Origin of the sequence: Pseudonocardia sp. D17 (genome assembly GCF_036984265.1) — a bacterium.
Taxonomy (GTDB): domain Bacteria; phylum Actinomycetota; class Actinomycetes; order Mycobacteriales; family Pseudonocardiaceae; genus Pseudonocardia; species Pseudonocardia benzenivorans.
In genome coordinates, this window is the sequence record NZ_BPRG01000028.1 from 1 (window position 1) to 17,400 (window position 17,400).

The 17,400-nt window shown below is 63.7% G+C and carries 15 protein-coding genes and 1 pseudogene; 6 read left to right on the forward strand and 10 right to left on the reverse strand.

The window, feature by feature from the left end:
• The 5 genes from PSD17_RS04030 to PSD17_RS04050 all read left to right on the forward strand — a co-directional run.
• On the forward strand, positions 1 to 1,149 hold a 1,149-nt coding region (locus tag PSD17_RS04030), incomplete at its 5' end, for a cupin domain-containing protein (protein WP_339121617.1).
• Positions 1,146 to 2,024, forward strand: a complete 879-nt coding sequence (locus tag PSD17_RS04035; protein ID WP_103384532.1) for a fumarylacetoacetate hydrolase family protein — start codon at positions 1,146 to 1,148, stop codon at positions 2,022 to 2,024. The genes PSD17_RS04030 and PSD17_RS04035, both read left to right, overlap by 4 nt.
• Before the next feature lie 28 nt (positions 2,025 to 2,052).
• Positions 2,053 to 3,258, forward strand: a complete 1,206-nt coding sequence (locus tag PSD17_RS04040; RefSeq protein WP_339121619.1) for an acyl-CoA dehydrogenase family protein — start codon at positions 2,053 to 2,055, stop codon at positions 3,256 to 3,258.
• A gap of 195 nt (positions 3,259 to 3,453) precedes the next feature.
• Entirely contained in the window at positions 3,454 to 3,786 is a 333-nt protein-coding gene (locus PSD17_RS04045; protein ID WP_445260990.1) for a transposase, read from the forward strand.
• The gene (locus PSD17_RS04050; RefSeq protein WP_339121620.1) at positions 3,783 to 4,145 is read left to right on the forward strand and encodes an ATP-binding protein; all 363 of its coding nucleotides are present in this window, start codon (positions 3,783 to 3,785) and stop codon (positions 4,143 to 4,145) included. The genes PSD17_RS04045 and PSD17_RS04050 overlap by 4 nt, the downstream gene beginning before the upstream one ends.
• Before the next feature lie 46 nt (positions 4,146 to 4,191).
• On the opposite strand, the pseudogene PSD17_RS04055 reads toward PSD17_RS04050, so the two are convergent.
• The 10 genes and pseudogenes from PSD17_RS04055 to PSD17_RS04100 form a co-directional block, all read right to left on the reverse strand.
• A pseudogene (locus PSD17_RS04055) lies at positions 4,192 to 5,050 on the reverse strand (IS5 family transposase).
• 208 nt (positions 5,051 to 5,258) lie between these two features.
• Positions 5,259 to 6,500, reverse strand: coding sequence for an Nramp family divalent metal transporter (locus PSD17_RS04060; protein ID WP_339121622.1), 1,242 nt, complete (start codon positions 6,498 to 6,500; stop codon positions 5,259 to 5,261).
• A gap of 262 nt (positions 6,501 to 6,762) precedes the next feature.
• On the reverse strand, positions 6,763 to 8,202 hold the full coding sequence (locus PSD17_RS04065; RefSeq protein WP_014203931.1) for an aldehyde dehydrogenase family protein: 1,440 nt from the start codon (positions 8,200 to 8,202) through the stop codon (positions 6,763 to 6,765).
• A 253-nt stretch (positions 8,203 to 8,455) separates the two neighbouring features.
• Positions 8,456 to 9,121: a GPR1/FUN34/YaaH family transporter gene (locus PSD17_RS04070; RefSeq protein WP_339121625.1), complete on the reverse strand. Its 666-nt coding sequence runs from the start codon at positions 9,119 to 9,121 to the stop codon at positions 8,456 to 8,458.
• A gap of 250 nt (positions 9,122 to 9,371) precedes the next feature.
• A complete protein-coding gene (locus tag PSD17_RS04075) occupies positions 9,372 to 9,725 on the reverse strand; it encodes an MmoB/DmpM family protein (protein ID WP_190242447.1) in 354 nt (117 codons plus the stop codon).
• Positions 9,725 to 10,765: an aromatic/alkene monooxygenase hydroxylase subunit beta gene (locus PSD17_RS04080; RefSeq protein ID WP_339121629.1), complete on the reverse strand. Its 1,041-nt coding sequence runs from the start codon at positions 10,763 to 10,765 to the stop codon at positions 9,725 to 9,727. The genes PSD17_RS04075 and PSD17_RS04080 overlap by 1 nt, the downstream gene beginning before the upstream one ends.
• 30 nt (positions 10,766 to 10,795) lie before the next feature.
• Positions 10,796 to 11,884, reverse strand: a complete 1,089-nt coding sequence (locus tag PSD17_RS04085) for an FAD-binding oxidoreductase (protein ID WP_014203927.1) — start codon at positions 11,882 to 11,884, stop codon at positions 10,796 to 10,798.
• Between the two features lie 123 nt (positions 11,885 to 12,007).
• Positions 12,008 to 13,645, reverse strand: a complete 1,638-nt coding sequence (locus PSD17_RS04090; protein WP_339121630.1) for a methane monooxygenase — start codon at positions 13,643 to 13,645, stop codon at positions 12,008 to 12,010.
• A 148-nt stretch (positions 13,646 to 13,793) separates the two neighbouring features.
• The gene (locus PSD17_RS04095) at positions 13,794 to 15,296 is read right to left on the reverse strand and encodes an aldehyde dehydrogenase family protein (protein WP_014203926.1); all 1,503 of its coding nucleotides are present in this window, start codon (positions 15,294 to 15,296) and stop codon (positions 13,794 to 13,796) included.
• Positions 15,297 to 15,448: 152 nt separating this feature from the next.
• Entirely contained in the window at positions 15,449 to 15,772 is a 324-nt protein-coding gene (locus PSD17_RS04100; RefSeq protein ID WP_165965805.1) for an EthD family reductase, read from the reverse strand.
• Between the two features lie 851 nt (positions 15,773 to 16,623).
• Here PSD17_RS04100 and PSD17_RS04105 point away from each other — a divergent pair.
• The coding region (locus PSD17_RS04105; RefSeq protein ID WP_339121632.1) for a GntR family transcriptional regulator at positions 16,624 to 17,400 on the forward strand (777 nt) is incomplete at its 3' end.

The following is a 17,400-nucleotide window of genomic DNA, read 5'->3' on the forward strand; positions in this document are numbered from 1 at the left end:
GAGCACCGAAAGCGCTCCCTGCCGGGAACCACCGTGCGAAGGGAAGGTAGAGCCATCAGCACCGACACCGAGACCCCCGTCGACGAGCTGGACGCGCTCTACCAGGACCTCGACGCCGCCGATCTCCGTCCGCTCTGGACGATCACCGAGCAGCTGCTGACCCCCACCCCGCGTCCGGCCGCCGTCCCGTGGCTGTGGTCGGCGGACACGCTCAAGCCCCTGGCCCGCCGCGCCATCCGGCTGGTGCCGGTGGAGCGCGGTGGTGAGCGACGGGTGCTCGCGCTGCAGAACCCGGGGCTCGGCGGCCTGCCCTACGCCGTCGGCACGCTGTGGGGAGCGCTGCAGTGCCTCGGCCCCCGCGAGACCGCGCCCGCGCACCGGCACACCCCCGGCGCGATCAGGTTCGTCCTGGAGGGCGAGGGCGTCTGGACCACCGTCGACGGCGACGCCTGCGACATGCGGCCCGGCGACCTCGTGCTCACCCCGTCGATGCAGTGGCACGACCACGTCAACGGTGGCGACTCCGAGATGTTCTGGTTCGACGGGCTCGACCTGCCGATGATCGCCGCGCTCGACGGCGTGTTCTTCGAGACCTGGCCGGGACCAGGGCAGTCCCAGCCACAGCCCGCGGAGCACAACCGCTCCGAGCGGACACCCCGCGAGGGGGCCCGATACACCGCGGGCGCGGTGACCGGCCCGCTCCACCCCCGACCGGCCGAGCTGCTGGTCTACCGGTGGGCCGACGCCGCCGCCGAGCTCGACCGGCTGGCCGCGGCGTCGTCGGACCCGGTGGTCGCGGTCGAGTACACCGATCCCGCCACCGGAGCGAGCGTGCTGCCCACGATGGCCTGCGCGGTACACCGAGTCCGCGGCCACGGACCCGCCGAGCGCCGGGCGGGCAACGCGGTCCACGTCGTATTCCGCGGGCACGGGTCGACGGTGATCGACGGCCGTCGGTTCTCCTGGGGACCCGGCGACATGTTCGCCGTCCCGTCCTGGGCCGCCGTGGAGCACGACTCCGACGGGGCCGACCTGTTCGTGGTGTCCGACGAGCCCGTGCTGCGCGCGCTTGGCATCGACCGCCGGGAGATTCTGCCCGGACCCCAGACCGTGACCGACGTCTTCACCCCGAAGGACCCCCCACGATGAGACTCGCCCTGTTCGACGACCACCGCCTCGGCGTCGTCGCGGCCGGCCCGGAGGGCGACACCGTCGTCGACGTGACTGCCGCCCTGCCGTGGCCGCACGACAGCGACCCACTGACCGCGGGCTGGTGGCGGGCGCTGTGCCGGGACTTCGCCGAAGTCCGGTCCGCGCTGGTCGAGGCCGCCGCGGCCGGGCCGGTCCTGCGCGTCGCCGACGTCACCCTGCGCGCTCCGGTGCTCGCCCCGACCAAGGTCGTCGCCGCCGCGTCCAACTACGCCGCACACGTCGCGGAGATGCACGGCGTGCAGGAACGCACGCTGGGCCGCGTCGAGGCGTGGATGATGGAGTTCGACATCTTCCTCAAGGCGCCCTCCTCGATCGTCGGACCCGGTGCCGAGATCGTCCTGCCCTACGCGGTGGTCGCCGCGGACCAGGAGATCCACCACGAGTCCGAACTCGTCGCGGTGATCGGGACCGGAGGACGGGACATCCCCGAGGAGTCCGCGATGAACCACGTCCTCGGTTTCACCGCGGGGATGGACATCACAGTGCGCAGCCCGGCGGACCGATCTCGCCGCAAGAGCTACGACACGTTCAGTCCGCTCGGACCCTGGATCGTCACCACCGACGAGCTCGGCGACGGCTCCGGCCTCGACATCCTGCTCACCTGCGGCGGCGAGGTCCGGCAGTCGGTGAACACCACCGACCTGCTGTTCTCAGTCCCTCGAATCGTCGCCTACGCCTCGTCGATCATGACGCTGCAGCCCGGCGACGTGCTCTTCACCGGAGCGCCACCCGGGGTGGGACCGATCGCCCCGGGCGAGAAACTCGAGATGAGCATCAGCCGGATCGGATCGCTGACTATCACCGTCGCCTGACCCTGAACCGACCACCGTTGGAGGAGCCATGACTGCTCAGGTCGTCACCACCACCCCCATCCCCGACGCAGCCGAGCTTGTCAACCGGGCCCGGACGCTTCAGCCGCTGCTCAGCCGCAACGCTGCGGCGGGCGAGACCGACCGTCGGGTGGTCGAGGAGTCAATCGAGGCCCTCACTGCGGCCGGCCTGTTCAAGGTCGCGGTCCCGAAGCGCTACGGCGGCTACGAGACCTCGATGCGCACCATGCTCGACGTGTCGGCGGCGGTCGCCGAGGCAGACGGCGGCACCGCATGGGTGGTCACTCTGACCAACGTCTGCGCTTGGCTCACCGGTCTGTTCCCGGTCCGAGCACAGGACGAGGTCTTCGGCGCTGACCCGGGCGCGAAGGTGTCCGGGGTGCTCGCCCCGACCTCCACCGCGGTTCGGGTCGACGGCGGCTGGCGGGTTACCGGCAAGTGGTTCTACAACTCCGGGTCCTGGCATGCCACGTGGGCGGTGCTCGGGTTCCCGGTCACCGACTCGTCGGGCGAGGTCGTCGACCAGGGGCTGGCCCTGATCCCCCGCGATGACCTCGGTCTCGAGGACACCTGGTTCGTAGCCGGTATGCGGTCGAGTGGAAGCAACTGCCTCGTCGCCGAGGACATCTTCGTCCCCGAGCACCGAGTGCTACGGGTGCCGGCCGCGGTGGCGGGGGAGTACGCGAGCGAGGTCACCGACGTCGAGCTGCTGTACCGGTCCGCGTTCGTGCCGGTCCTCGCGCTCGTGCTGGTCGGGCCGCAGCTCGGGATGGGGCGCGCAGCGCTCGATCTGGTGATCGGCAAGGCCGCCCGCAAGCCGATCTCCTACACCTTCTTCACCGCCCAGCGGGACTCCACGGCGTTCCAGTTGCAGATCGCCGAGGCGGCGAGGTTGCTCGACACCGCGACGCTGCATGCCTACCGCGCGGCGGACGACATCGACACGGCGGCCGCCTCCGGTGTCTATCCGGACGTCCTCGTCCGGTCGAGGGTCCGGTCGGACACCGGGCATGTCGCCGAGTGTGTGACCCGCGCGATCGACATCCTGCTCAGCGCTCACGGCGCAGGCTCATTCGCCGAGGCCAACGCCCTGCAGCGGATCTGGCGGGACTCCGCGGTCGCCGCCCGCCACGCCGTCGTCTCACCGGTGGTGGGCTACGAGGTCTACGGCAAGGCACTGCTCGGGGTGGAGCAGACGATCACTCCGCTGGTGTGATCCAGGACCACTCTGTCTCGATGTCTGACTGTGGTTGACCGCGAGCCCGAGTCCGGGTCAGTTCCGCGTGCACTCTGGGTCAGCCGGAGGTGGACCGGAACTTGGCATGGATCGTCTCGATATGGTTGGGCAACAGCCCCGCCGGGGGCCAAACGCAGTTTCGGGCAGCATCGTCAGCAGCTGAGTGATCGTTGCATGACAGCGGCCAGTCCAAACTGGCTCTGCCCGGTCGAGCTCTTGCCGGACCGGACCGCGGAGTCCTTCACGAAGTGGCTACGTGCCCATCCAGGCACCGAAGTCATCTGCCGCGACCGCGCCAGCGGCTATGCCGAAGGCGCCCGCGAGGGCGCACCCGCAGCGATCCAGGTCGCCGACCGCTGGCACCTGCTGCACAACCTCAGCGACGCAGTCAACCGTGCCACTCGAGCGCACCGATCGTGCCTGAAGGATCCGACCGAACGCGCCGAAGATCGATCGACGGACACGCAGACCGTCGAGGAGACCGCCATCGGCACCGGCTCAGCTTGATCTTTAACCTGGTGCCTTCTGGCCAGGGCCGCTTTGACGTGCAGGCCACCCCTCGGCTCGCCGGCACACCCGGCCGACACGCCTCGAAGGGTGATCAACACTCATATCTTCCGCTCGACCGTTCCGACGCCAACCTCGTCTTCCAAATGATCTCGAAACGGTATGAGACCGGGCCCATCATCCTGACCTCGAACAAGAGCTTCAGCGAATGGGGCCAAATCTTTTGTGATGACGTCCTCGCGACCGCCATCCTTGATCGCGTACTCCATCATTGTGAGGTGCTCTCGATCAATGGACCGAGCTATCGACTCAAACACCGACTCACCGCAATCGACGGAGGAGGCAGCACCCTGGCATGATCAGCCCGCCAGCCTCGGCACGTCAGGCCGTACCTGCCCCGGCACATCAGGTCGTACGCGGACAGTAGGTGATGGCGAGTTTGTCGTAGCGGGTAGCCAGACCACGCCAGTGCTTGGACAGGGCGAAGTGGCGTTCGACGACGTTCGCCCCTTTGTAGGTCTCGACGTCGAGCCAGGGTGGTCTGCCGCCGGCCGAGCCGCGGCGCTTACGGGCGGCGATCTCGTCCTTCTTCTGCGGGATGACGGTGGCGATCCCGCGGCGGGCCAGCGCGCGCCGGTTGACCCCTGAGGAGTAGGCCCGATCGGCCACCACGGCATCGGGTCGGGTGCGCGGTCGTCCCATGCCCAGGCGGGGCACCCGGATATCGGCGAGGACTTGCTCGAGCATCGCGCCGTCGTTGCGGTGCCCGCCGGTGATGACCAGCGCCAGCGGGCGCCCACGTCGATCGACCGCGGCGTGGATCTTCGTGGTCAGCCCGCCGCGGGAGCGGCCGATGCCGTGACCTGCCGGTTCACTCGTCCCGCCGAGCGGGCTGGACTCGAACCCCGCTGGCGGTTTCGTGTAGTTCGACCGTGCCCCCTGTGTCCTGTTCAGGGCGGGTCGTGTTCGTGGCGTGCTGGTGGGCTCGGTTGATCGTGGCGTCCACAGACACGGTCCACTCGATTTTGCCGGCAGCGTCGGCCCGTGCCAGCAACGCTGCCAACACCTTGTCCCAGGTGCCGTCACCGGCGTAGCGGCGATGCCGCTTCCACACCGTTTGCCAGAGTCCGAACTGCTCTCGGGGCAGATCGCGCCAGGGGATCCCAGTCCGGTACCTGAAGATGATCCCCTCGACCACGCGGCGGTCGTTGCCGAACGGATGACCACGCCGCCCCACGTTGGACGGCAGCAACGGGCCGATCAGCTGCCGCCCTGGGCCGAAGAGCTCGCCGTGGCGTTCGTCCGACTCCTCTCATCGCCCATCCCCGCAGGCTGAATTCCGATCCCGCCGGCATGAGCGGCGCGGAGCACCCGGCAAGAACGGCAGGCCGGACGCCTTGTCACGCCTGAGCCGGAAACCAGAAACGATCATGAATCCGAGATCACGTCCCGGGCCCCACGAATCACCAGGGTTAACCACCCCCGGTGGCCGTCAGGTACAGCAGGACGATGTTGAGGGCGACGATCGTCGTGCACACGACGATCCCCGCGATGACGGTGATCCGCTGGTTGACGGCGTCGCCCATGATCGAGCGCCGTGAGGTCAGGATCACTAGCGGGACGAGCGCGAAAGGGATGCCGAAGGACAGGACGACCTGGGAGACGATCAGCGCCCAGGTGGGGTCGACCCCCACCCCGAGGACGACGAGCGCGGGGATCGCTGTGACGACACGGCGCGCGAGCAGGGGCACCTTGACCTTCAGCAACCCTGCCATCACGACCGAACCCGAGTAGCAGCCGACCGCCGTGGACGCCAGACCGGAGAACAGCAGCGCGATGGCGAAGCCGAGCGCGAACAGCGGGCCGGCCTTGTCGCCGATGGCGGCGTGCACACCGTCGAGGGTCCCGGTGCGGTCGTCGCCGCTGAGCAGTGCGGCGCCGACGAGCAGCAGGCCCAGGTTGACGGCCCCGGCGACGGTGAGCGCGACGGCGACGTCGGCCTTGGTGGCCGAGAGGAGCCTGCGCCGCTCGGGGCCCGGGGGGGGCGAGCCGTGCCGGTCGCGCGAGAGCGAGGAGTGCACGTAGATCGCGTGCGGCATCACCGTCGCGCCGAGCATGCCCGCAGCGAGCAGGACACTGCTGGTGCCCTCGAAACCCGGGACGATGCCACCGACGATCCCGGCGGCCGAGGGCGGGGCGACGAAGAGACTGGCGACGAACCCGATGCCGACGACGAGCAGCATCGTCGTGACGACACGCTCGAAGGGCTTCTGCCCGAAGCGGTCTACGACCTCCAGGATCACCATCGAGACGACCGCGGTGATCGCTCCGCCCCAGATGAGGGGCAGGTCGAACAGCAGGGCGAGGGCGATGGCGCCGCCGAGGACCTCGGCCAGGTCGGTGGCCATGGTGACGAGCTCGGCCTGGGCCCAGTAGGCGAAGCAGGTGCGGCGCGGGAGGTGGTCACGCAGCGACTCGGGCAGCGACCTGCCGGTGACGAGCCCCAGCTTGGCGGACAGGTACTGGACGAGCCCGGCCATGGCGTTGGCGGCGAGCACGACCCAGACGAGCAGGTAGCCGAACCCGGCGCCGGCGGCGGTGTTGGTCGCGACGTTGCCGGGGTCGACGTAGGCGGCGGCCGCCACCAGCGCCGGGCCGAGCAGCAGGGCCCCGGATCGGGCACGTTCGACGCGCGCCTTCACCGCCGTGGTCATCGCGTTCACCTCCATTACCCCTTCTTGATAAACGCCGCCGAGCCGCCACAAAAAACGGCCCCATCCGGGATTGAATCCTCGTGCCCGTGAGGCCACTAGTGACTCATCGGAGCCACCCTCGCTCACCGAATCCGGCGGGGCAAATCCAGCGAGAGCCCATAACCGAACTGACACCCGATATCCCAAGCAAGGATCACTGTTGGGCAGACTGGCCGACGCCGGGGAGGTCAGTAAGAATTCACAGGGCACAGAGCAACGCTTTTCACAGCGCAACCCCGGCAAGCACGAGAACCTTCTCCACCGTGAAGTCGTCCATCGCTGAGCGGACGCCTTCTCTGCCTATACCAGAGTCCTTCATTCCACCATAAGGCATCTGGTCCGCACGATAGCTCGGAACATCCCCAATAATGACCCCACCCACCTCAAGGTCACGATGCGCACGGAACGCAGTCCGGATATCACGTGTAAACACACCCGTCTGCAGACCGAAGTCAGAATCATTAACGGCAGCAAACGCCGAGTCTAGACTGTCGAAAGGCGTAATACTCACCACCGGGCCGAATGCCTCGTCACGAAGAATCCGCGCGGCGAGCGGAACATCTGCTAAAAGCGTCGGCTCAAGACTTGTCCCGTTCCTGCGACCCCCGACCAGAATCTTCGCCCCGGCATGGACCGCGTCATCGATCCACTGCTCGATCCTGATGGCTGATGCCTCATTAATGACAGGCCCAACATCAGTTGCGTCGTCATTCGGGTTCCCCTGCCTAAGTGCGCCAATATGACGCGAAAGCAGCACGGTAAACACCTCGTACAGCTCACGTGGCACATAGACTCGCTGCACCGAGATACACGACTGGCCCGCCTGATAGTTTGCAAAGAGAGCGATCCGCTGAGCTGCCCACTCCAGATCTTGCTCGCTCGACCAGTCGGAACATACAACCGCCGCCGCATTCCCACCGAGCTCAAGCGTCACATGCTTACGAGGGACAAGGCTCTTAATATCCCAGCCCACCGGCCCCGACCCTGTGAAAGAGATAACAGGAATCCTCGGATCAAGAACGAGATGCTCCATCTGACTGTTTGGGACCGGCAACACAGACCAACTGCCCTGGTGCAGGTCCGTATCAGCGAGGAGCTGACCCAAGAACAGCGATGAGAGCGGAGTCGACGGGGCAGGTTTGATAATAACCGGCGCTCCGACCGCGATCGCTGGGGCCACTTTGTGCGCGACGAGATTAAGTGGAAAGTTGAACGGCGTAATCGCCAGCAGAGAACCTCGTGGAAACCGCCGAACAAGCGCAAGCCGTCCAGCCCCACCGGCATCGGTATCCAATCGCTGCAGGGTTCCCGACCAACGCCGGGCTTCCTCTGCCGCCCATCGGAACGTGGAGGCCGCGCGCGCTACCTCCACCCTGGCCCACTTGATGGGCTTACCGCTCTCGAGCACGATGACCTGAGCGGCTTCCTCTAAACGCTGCTCAAGCCTGTCTGCGACATGCGAAAGTGCAGACGCTCGCCGATGAGCAGATGTTGCCCCCACAACATCCCTCGCCGCGTGCATCGCAGCCACGGCCTCTTCAACCTGCTCAGCGGATGGAACAAATACCGAGGCGACCGTTCGACCATCATAAGGATACTGGACATCAATCACCGCGCTACCAGTCGCTGGACGACCTGCGATCCAGAATGGTTCAGCTTGCACTAGTCGGTTCGCTTCTTTCCTCTATCACGTCTCACACCAGATTGCACAAACTGATGGATACTATGCGCGTGCTCGACTTCGGCTCGCACAACTTTAATGATTCCATTACTCGTGCAGACCGACCACCTCCGCAGAAACTCCGGGGGACTCGGAACGGAGAGTCTCCCGGAGTTTCTGCGGGGGGAGCCCGTCAATGACGGCACCCCAGCCCAATAGCCGCGCGGGGGCCATAGGAAAGCCGTGTTCCTTAGAACTACTGTGTCAAAGGGGAGCCGAGCGGCGCTGATGATCCTCCGAGCTCCTCCGACATGGCCCCGTAGAACAGGTAAGCCCCCACAAGGCAGAAGCCAAACACAGCGATTCCACCCCACACCAGAAGTGCCGAAGAAGCCGCCAGAACTCCAGCGAGAACGAGCCCGAGAGCAATGTCAACAAGCACGAAGAGCACTGTATAGGCGAGCGGCAATCTCGTAGTTGCCAGCGTCATCACCACAAGCACAATCAACCATGACAAAAGGAACGTGGCCTGCACCGACTGCACCTGGCTACCAGCTGCTGCCGCATCTGTAGTCGATACCCCGAAAAGCCCATTCACCAGACCGAAGACCAACACGCCGAAGCTAAGCCAGAACGTGCCAAATGTGGCCAGGACGCCCGCTACCGCACTCTGGCCCAGGCGCGCTGCCCAGGCCGCTCCGAGAATCACACCGACCCCGGAGGCAAAGAAGACACCCGCAACTAGTCCACCAGGAAGAGCTGTCGGCAGATAATCAATGAGCCAAAGGCCTAGAGTGATACTACCCACGAGAAAGGTTGGGAGGGCCACGAGCATTGGGTTACCCGCGGCAGCCATATACGCCGAATTTCTGTCGCTTGCCGAAGGCATCGTTTCCAGTGCCTCAGAATTCTCAACAACCATGACTCTCCTCAAGCTGCGGCGGCGTCCGCCCGAGCGAAACACCACCTAGGGAACAGATAACATCAATCCAATACCCCGAAGCCTCCCAAATACCACAGCCCCGCTCTCGGGCCGGCACGAACTCCGGCCGGCCCGAGAGCAAGGATGGTGCAGGGGAGCAACACACCACCCCAATGAGGCTCCCCACATATCAAGGAGTGAAAAACTGCGTCACTCACCCGAGAGGCGAGATCACCTTGATGATCCCTTCCTACGACTCAGAGTTGATCAGCTCGATCAGCTCGAGAGGATCGGCGACCAGGATGAACGAGTCATCGGTCATTGCCATCCGGCCATAGTGAGTGGTCATGTGTTCCTGAAGAACGTAACCGTCCATGTCGCTGCCGAGTTCTTCGCCGACCGCGTCGAAGTTGACGATCAGCCGATCCTTGGCCCTGACATCGAGGAAAGTTGTGTTCGTGATGACCTCGACACCAGGAGTCTGCGAGCACACCCGGCCGACCGCTTCGCCTTCCGGAGTGCGCTGCATAACCAGCCCCACATAATCATAAGCGACGTCGCCGCTCCCCTGCGCAGCCGCCGGCGCAGCCGTGGCATCCGTCATCAGACCGTCACCTCGCTCGACTTGAGGCCGCATTCCTGAAGCAGGTCGGCATGATCTTGGTTGAGACGCTGACGGGTCTCAGAGTAGGCGGGGTCGATCGAGCTGAAGACGGGCTCCAGCGCATCGATCGCCTCGCGAGCCATCGTTCCCCAGTCCTCCAGCCACTCCTGGACCTTCTGGGTGTTGGCCTCGGAATGAGTAGCGTCATTCAGGATGAAGCGAACGAGGGCCACGGACCAGTCACGCACCCAACCCCACTCGGCTTGAGCAACCTGGCCGAGGGTCGGTGTGGTGGCGTCGCCGTAGGAGCCAGCGAGTCGGATCAGCACATCGCGGCGCAGCAGATTACCAATGAGCGGTTCGAAGCAGATGTTGGCTGCGACGACGGTCTCCGCCCAGTCCGTGATCGAGCCCAGCCGTTCAAGGTAGCGACGTGTCGGCTGCCATTCGGGATCCTCCAAGAAACGACGCTTCCCGTCTGCGGTCGAAAATCCGGGAATCTCCCGCTCCAGCTCTCCCCCGTAGAGAACAAGTGCCTGAGCCTGGCGAAGTTTGTAACCGGCGCTGTAGCCGAGGCAGTTCGCGATGGCATCACCCAGGGCGGGCCGGAGTGCCGCCGACTGCGGGGCAACCAGACCATACTCGGTAAGGCTGATCGGCAGAAGCTGAGCAGACAAGAAGTCAACCCACTCCTTGCTTGCCGCAACGAACAGATTGTTGTCCCGCGCCACCTGGAGATCATTCTCGATCTCGCGCTCATGAGTTGAGCCAGTCTGGAAGAACGTGCGCTCCCAAAGCCCGGCCGGATCACGAAACACATACCAGTCGCTGGACCGGATCGCAGTGGAGTCATCCCAGAATGACTGACGCCCGTTTGGAAATGCGATTGGATAGCCGAACCTGGTATGCCGGTGGACGCTCGGCTGGACGTCGATAGTCACGTCCTCGTAGAGCGACGAACGTTTCCGCTCCGGGATGAACCAGTGCTGTGTCCGCTCGAGCTCTCGCAGCTCACGCCGCTCGGCAGCTGATGCACTCATTGCGCAGATCTCCTCTCTGGAGAACAAATCTTAAAGCGACGATACAGAATCGGAATCGGCAGATTCCTCAGGGCCGGTCGACGTGAACTTGTCTACGAAGATCCGATTCTGCTCCACCTGATGCCTGAGCGTCAGAACATCGTTCACCGCATCAACCATCGGTGGCGGGCCTGCCATATAGACGTCACATGCATCCAGGCGGAACCCGGAAGTCTCTATCCACTGATCAACGGCGTCATGCACGAATCCGTATCGTACATCGTCACCGTCACCGTCACTATCGGATTCATCCGACACTACTTGGATGAACTCGAACTGCTCGATTCGTTTTCCGAGGGACTGAACGAGCTCGGTATAGAAAAGATCGCGTCTCGCACGTCCACCGTAGAACACCGACACGGTGCGGCCCTGACCGTCCTCTGACATCTGGCGCAGCAGAGAAAGAATCGGCGCCATACCCGAACCACCGGCGATGAGTAACGCCGAACGACTCCCGCCGGTATCACGGAGGTAGCATGTACCATAAGGCCCGGTGAACTTCACTGAATCACCCACCGTCAGGCCCTCGTCGAGCATCGCCCCGAACCGGCCGCCCGGATACTGCTTGATGATGAACTCAAGGCGCCCGTCGCTAGGAAGGTTTGCCATCGAGAACGATCGCCGCTGCTCGGTCCCGGGGATCCAGATGTCGACGAATTGACCGGGAAGAAATCCGAAGCCCTGAGGAGACTCGATCTGGAGCTCCAAGCGTCGAATGTCGTGCGTCAACGCTTCCACATCGACTACTCGGCCAACTCCATCAGTAATGGCGTGCTCGAGCCGATAGTGGTCTGGATCATAGTTGAGCAGCTCAATCGTAACGTCTGACTCCGGAACTGCCCGGCATAGAAGGGTATATCCCCCCTCCTCTTCCTGATCGGAGAGAGCGAAGCTTGAATATTTCTTTAGATATATCCATCCTTCATCGAGGACAAATGCCTTGCACGCCGAGCAGCGCCCCTCGCGGCAACCGTGCACAAGGTTCAAACCCGATCGAAATGCTGCATCGAGAATGGTCTCATCCTCGCCGCATTCGATCTCTTCACCAATTGGCTCGAACCTTACGTTGAACGTTCCCATCTGCTCGCCACCCTCCCAACCTGCGGCCACTCATCTGATGACTCGGTGAGAGTCATACGCCAAGCCCCGGCAGGTTGCCAAACCACGAGTCGGCAGCCTGCCGGGACGAGACATGAGACTTACTCAGACCCCGAAGAGCGGCGGAATGGTGGGGGGCATGTCACCGGTCTTAGTGCCGGTGTATTCCACTCGCTTATAGGGCAGGCCGAGACGCTCCGCAGTGAGGATGTTCGGGCTCTGCATGATGTGGCCGAGCTCTCGGAGATCATCGATCGTCCACTGCTTAGCAGGGTCGGGATCAACGTGCGGCTGGCCTGTGAGCGTCTTACCGTCCGGACGGAGGAAGCCGAGGTCACGCACGATCTCGGAGTACTCCCAGCCGTGGTAGCGGTCGAACCAAACACGGTCACCGACATAGCGACCAGGGTTGGTCATGTCGATCCACTTGCACTCCGGCGAGCAATAGAACCGCGTGTGCTCGTCGACAACGCGGTGGCACTGCTCCTCGGGCCGCAGGCATCCGAGCTGGCAGGTCCAGCAGATCGGGCCGGCACCCTCGAGCAGCCCGGGCAGCTGCAAGGGACCCGAACCGGGGTAGCGAACGTCGGCGTAGCCGCGCCAGAACGCACCGAACTTCTCGTTCCAGCCCGGGTACTTGCTCTCGAACCAGTCGTAGTCCTTCTGCTCGAGGTTGCCGTACTTATAGTAGTGGAAGGGCCACGAGGCCCAGACGCCGACAGCAACCTTGTGGTGGTAGTCGGCAGCAATCCGCTCACGCGCGCGCTTGAAGATCGAGTCGGGGATCTTCAAGCCCAGCTTGCCGAGGTTGACGATGTAGGAACGGTAGTAGTCGTCATTCACCCACCGGTCCCACTTCGTGGTCCAGCTTTCCGGGTCGGTCGCATCCGTGGGGGCGTACTCGACGAGGATGCCCATGAAGGCGTCGACGAATGCGTGCACGGTCCAGAACATCTGCTGGATGTCCTGCTCAAGCAGGGGGGCGTTCTCCGGCTCCTGCAGGAGGTACAGAAGTGTCGCGTAGCCGTTGTTGATGTGGCGCGCCTCGTCCGACTGCACGGAGTTCATGACAGTGGGCAGAGCGAAGTCATGGTTCCGGACTGCCACGTCCGGGAACGCGACCAGGATGGTGTTCGTGAAGGCGGTCTCAACGACGACCTGGAGCGCCACCGCGGCCTGGAAGGGGTCACCGGTCATGAAGCTTCCGGTGAGGTTCTGGGCGGCGACCAGGATGGAGTCGCCCCCGACCGCCTGGAGCCCGAGGTTCCAGCCGACCGGCTCGGGCATGTTCTTCATGTACCAGCGATACAGGTTCATCTGCATCGCGGTGTGACGCTGCTCGTCGAGCTGCTGGATGTAATAGGCGTTCTGCAGCTCGGGGTCGTCGATGGCATCAACAAGCATGCCCATACAGCGGGTAGCGGCGGCCTCGGCGCTAACAACAGTCAGCAGGTAAGGCTTGAGCAGCTCCAGCCACCGAAGCGGGGCCTTGCCGGGGACCTCTGCGCGGACGGCTGCATCGAGGCCACCGTGGACGCGGTCATCCTTCTCGTTCTGCATGTGCAGGTAGTCGCCCATGATCTGCTTCATGGGATCCCGGCCTGGCTTGTTCGGCAGCTTGTATCGGCTGGGATACTTCCCGCGCTCATGGGGGTAGTACGTCCGGTCCCAGCCCAGCTCGCCGATCTTGGCGTGGCTCGCCGTAATGCTTCGACGCGGCCTCTTCATCGGTGGGGCAGTCATCGTGATCTTAAGCCTTTCCCATTGATGGCGCCTCTATATGGTGGGTGGAGCGCCAGACGATGCGGGGTATCAAGTCCGAGATGTCGCGCTTACCTGGGCACCAATCTTCTCTTGAATGAGAGTGCTCCCCCTGGTGATCGCAGTAGCGTCAGAGTGCGATACCGATCGACTTGACCTCGGTGTACTGGTCGATCGCGTCGCGGCCCATGTCCCGACCATATCCGGACTGCTTGAATCCGCCGAATGGGAGCGCGACATCGACCACATGGTGGGTATTGATACCGATCGTTCCAGCCTTGAGCCGCTTGGCGACTCGATGTGCGACGCTAATGTCGCGGGTGTAGATACTCGCGGCCAACCCGTACACCGAGTTGTTCGCCTCACGCACGACGCTATCGATGGTGTCTTCGTCAAAGGCCATGGCACACAGCACCGGGCCGAAGATCTCCTCGCGCACTACGCTCATGCTCGGATCAGTCTTGGTAAGGATGGTCGGCTGAATGAAGTAGCCCCCATCACCGACAGTGTCCCCACCCACGATCACCTCTGCGCCGGCCTCGCGGCCCTGTGCGATGTAGCCAGTGACACGGTCGCGCTGCTCCGCCGAGATCAGCGGCCCGATACGGGTCGCCGGGTCGAGACCGTGACCGATCGGGAGAGCAGACGCCTCACTGGCGATACCCTCCACGACCTTGTCGTAGACCTTCCGGTGCACATAGAGACGAGATCCCGCCGTGCAGGTCTGCCCGTTGTTGTAGAAAATCGCGCTGGAAGCACCGGCAACAGCCTGCTCGATGTCAGAATCACCGAACACGATCACGGGGGACTTTCCGCCAAGCTCGAGGGAGACCTTCTTGAGGTTCCCGCTCGCCGCATGCGCGATCAGCCGCCCGACCTCGGTCGAACCGGTGAACGCGACCTTGTCGATGTTGTCGTGGGCGGCGATCGCCGCACCTGCCGTCTCGCCAAAGCCGGTGATGACGTTGAAGACACCCGGCGGGAAGCCGGCCTCCTCGGTGAGCTCAGCCAGGCGAAGTGCGCTCAGCGGCGTCTGCTCGGCGGGCTTGAGGATCACGGTGCAGCCGGCGGCCAGGGCAGGAGCGACCTTCCAGACCGCCATCATGAGGGGGAAATTCCAAGGAACGATCTGCCCGACCACGCCGACCGGCTCGCGAAGCGTGTATGCATGGAAGTCAGCCGGGTTGGTGAGCGGAATCGTCTCGCCATAAATCTTGTTCGACCAACCAGCCATGTATCGCAGCAGTTCGATCGAGAACGCCACGTCTACCGCACGCGCGTCCGTGACCGGTTTGCCGTTGTCGAGCGCATCGATCTGTGCAAACTCGTCCGCGTGCTCCTCGAGAAGATCCGCGAGCCGCCAGACCAGCCTGCCGCGCTCCGAAGGATTCAGCTTGGACCACGGCCCCTCGTCGAACGCGTGGCGCGCGGCCGCCACAGCTCGGTCGACATCCTCGGCATCACCCGCAGCAACGGTACAGATCTTCGTCCCAACCGCAGGGTCGTAGACCTCGAGAGTCTCACCCTTGATGGAGTCGTGCCACTGACCATTGATGAAAAGCTTCTTCGGGCGATCAATGAACTTCTGTACGTCGTCACGCAGTAGGTAATCGGGCTTGGCGATCACAGTCATCCTATTACTCCTTCAACGGCGAGGGTAAGCTGAATAGGCCCTACGTGCTAAGACGGAACCGCACATTCAAAGGCGTGGCCGGCGCCGCGAGCGAAACCAGACACCTAAATTATGACGGCCGATGACGACTCGGCCAGTCACCAGAATAAAGGTCAGTCAACGAAGACGTAATCCTGGACAACTGCCGTCGGAACGTTGTCAGGATCTGCAAAGTTGACCACGTCCTTCAGAACTGCATCGAACTCGGGAGATGCCGTTGCCTCGACAAAGGCTCCCTGGCTGTCGAACGCCATTTCAGCGGATCCGAGGTACGGGGCCGAGCCCCCGTCAGCAGAGCTGAGGGCGTGCGTCTGAGCGTAATAACGCAGGCCGGGAACCTTGGACGCGAGCGGGCCATGCTGCTCGCGCCAATAACGCAGAGCCTCATCCCGATCGATACCCTCGCGCTCGTAGACGACAAACATGATCTTGAACATAGTCCAGCCTCCGAGTCTCCACTGCGATGTGGCATGTAACATGCCACACTTTCCTAGACCAGAATGCGTTGGCGAGGCCACGCTTGAAGCTTTCTGACGAACCGCGATTCCGATTGCAATACCGCTGAACGAGCTCGACATCAACCATAGGTCGCTATGCGCTACATTAACGCAACACGACAAGCAGCGATAGAAAAACTAAGCGAATCGCGGAGCATGCGCATTAGGACTAGCAACCAGGATATGACACTAACGGCGCCGAGACCCGACAGAAGGAGTAGTGACCTGATCCCGCCCAGCCGCACCCAGAGTTGCCGCCGTACAGCGCAAACCTCTTCAACGCCAGGGGTGAAACGAAAGACCTTGCGAAACCCGCACAACTATCGGCCGACACCCGGTCAACTCGAAGGCGCCAAGCAGTGTCACCCATAGGCTGTTCCATCCCGACGATGCGACGGAGCGGCTCCCCTGGGCCCAGCGATTTACTGGCTAGGGGATGCGCATACTGGCATGTAGCATGCTGCGGTGCAGAGTGGCATGTCACATGTAGAGCTGTCAAGCTCCCCACGGTGTGGCCGCTCAGCAGCAGGAAGTCGCAACGGAGGGGCAGGTGATGCGGCTGGTCGAGGCTTCGTTGCCATACGCCTTGCTGGCGGTTCCCCAGTACTCCGGGCTGTGACAGCCCACCGTCAGGACGGAACCGCCGCAGTGATCGAATGTCGACCACCTGTTGCGGCGCTGTTCGCGCACCCGACGCAGCAGGCCGCTGGTGGAGGATCGGAGGACGGGTAGATGTGTGAGCAGGACAACGATGCAGACTGTGGGGCCGGCACGGGTTCCGCTGAGCTCCGATGAAGGGCGTTTCGAACGGGATCACGACTCTTAACAGTGCTGTGCTCAGCTCTCTCAGGAGTGCAGTAGTGAGCGGCGAGCTTCTTCCTGGAAGTCTGCACTCGGTGCATGCGCTCGCCGCCGAGCTCGGCGTATCCCGGACACCGGTGCGTGAAGCCCTGATCAAGATGGCCGAGCAGGGCATGGTCCGCTTCGAGCGGAACCGCGGGGTACGGATCCTTCAAACCACGGTCCATGATCTCGAGGAGGTCTTCGAGCTTCGGCTCCTACTGGAGGTCCCAGCCACCCGACGGGCCTGCGAAAAGTTCGATGCTGCGGGCCTGAAGGAGCTGCGCCGTCAGTTCGCCGCGATGGAGCGCGCCGCTCGCGACGGCGATGAGGTCCGCATGTGGGAGCACGACCGCCGATTCCATCGAACGATCCTCGAGGCGACCGGGAACAAGCGTCTCGCGGAGTTCATTGACGGAATGCGTGACATGGTCGTTAAACGTGGAGTCTCGACTGCAGAGTCGTCGCGGACGATGCTTGACATCGTTGCGGAACACCTTGGGGTTCTTGAGCGGCTGGAAGCACGGGACCCGGAGGGAGCGGCCGACGCGATGTGCGCGCACATTCAGACCACGTCAGAATTGCTCCTGGCACAGGAGGCTGGGGACGGTGTCGATGTCGACCTAGGTTGGACCACCTCCGCCTGGGAGTCGCGAAACCCGGTCTCAGCCCTGATCCACCGACGTGGTGGGGTGGTCGCTGATCTGGTGGCGTGCTCGGGATCGCGG

What these genes read in the sequence shown, in the direction of transcription:
- PSD17_RS04100 (WP_165965805.1), bottom strand. Translation starts at nt 15,772, where the DNA reads ATGTTCAAGATCATGTTTGTCGTCTACGAGCGCGAGGGTATCGATCGG.
- PSD17_RS04060 (WP_339121622.1), bottom strand. Translation starts at nt 6,500, where the DNA reads ATGACCACGGCGGTGAAGGCGCGCGTCGAACGTGCCCGATCCGGGGCC.
- PSD17_RS04075 (WP_190242447.1), bottom strand. Translation starts at nt 9,725, where the DNA reads ATGACGGATGCCACGGCTGCGCCGGCGGCTGCGCAGGGGAGCGGCGAC.
- PSD17_RS04070 (WP_339121625.1), bottom strand. Translation starts at nt 9,121, where the DNA reads ATGGTTGTTGAGAATTCTGAGGCACTGGAAACGATGCCTTCGGCAAGC.
- PSD17_RS04045 (WP_445260990.1), top strand. Translation starts at nt 3,454, where the DNA reads ATGACAGCGGCCAGTCCAAACTGGCTCTGCCCGGTCGAGCTCTTGCCG.
- PSD17_RS04085 (WP_014203927.1), bottom strand. Translation starts at nt 11,884, where the DNA reads ATGGGAACGTTCAACGTAAGGTTCGAGCCAATTGGTGAAGAGATCGAA.
- PSD17_RS04095 (WP_014203926.1), bottom strand. Translation starts at nt 15,296, where the DNA reads ATGACTGTGATCGCCAAGCCCGATTACCTACTGCGTGACGACGTACAG.
- PSD17_RS04090 (WP_339121630.1), bottom strand. Translation starts at nt 13,645, where the DNA reads ATGACTGCCCCACCGATGAAGAGGCCGCGTCGAAGCATTACGGCGAGC.
- PSD17_RS04040 (WP_339121619.1), top strand. Translation starts at nt 2,053, where the DNA reads ATGACTGCTCAGGTCGTCACCACCACCCCCATCCCCGACGCAGCCGAG.
- PSD17_RS04035 (WP_103384532.1), top strand. Translation starts at nt 1,146, where the DNA reads ATGAGACTCGCCCTGTTCGACGACCACCGCCTCGGCGTCGTCGCGGCC.
- PSD17_RS04080 (WP_339121629.1), bottom strand. Translation starts at nt 10,765, where the DNA reads ATGAGTGCATCAGCTGCCGAGCGGCGTGAGCTGCGAGAGCTCGAGCGG.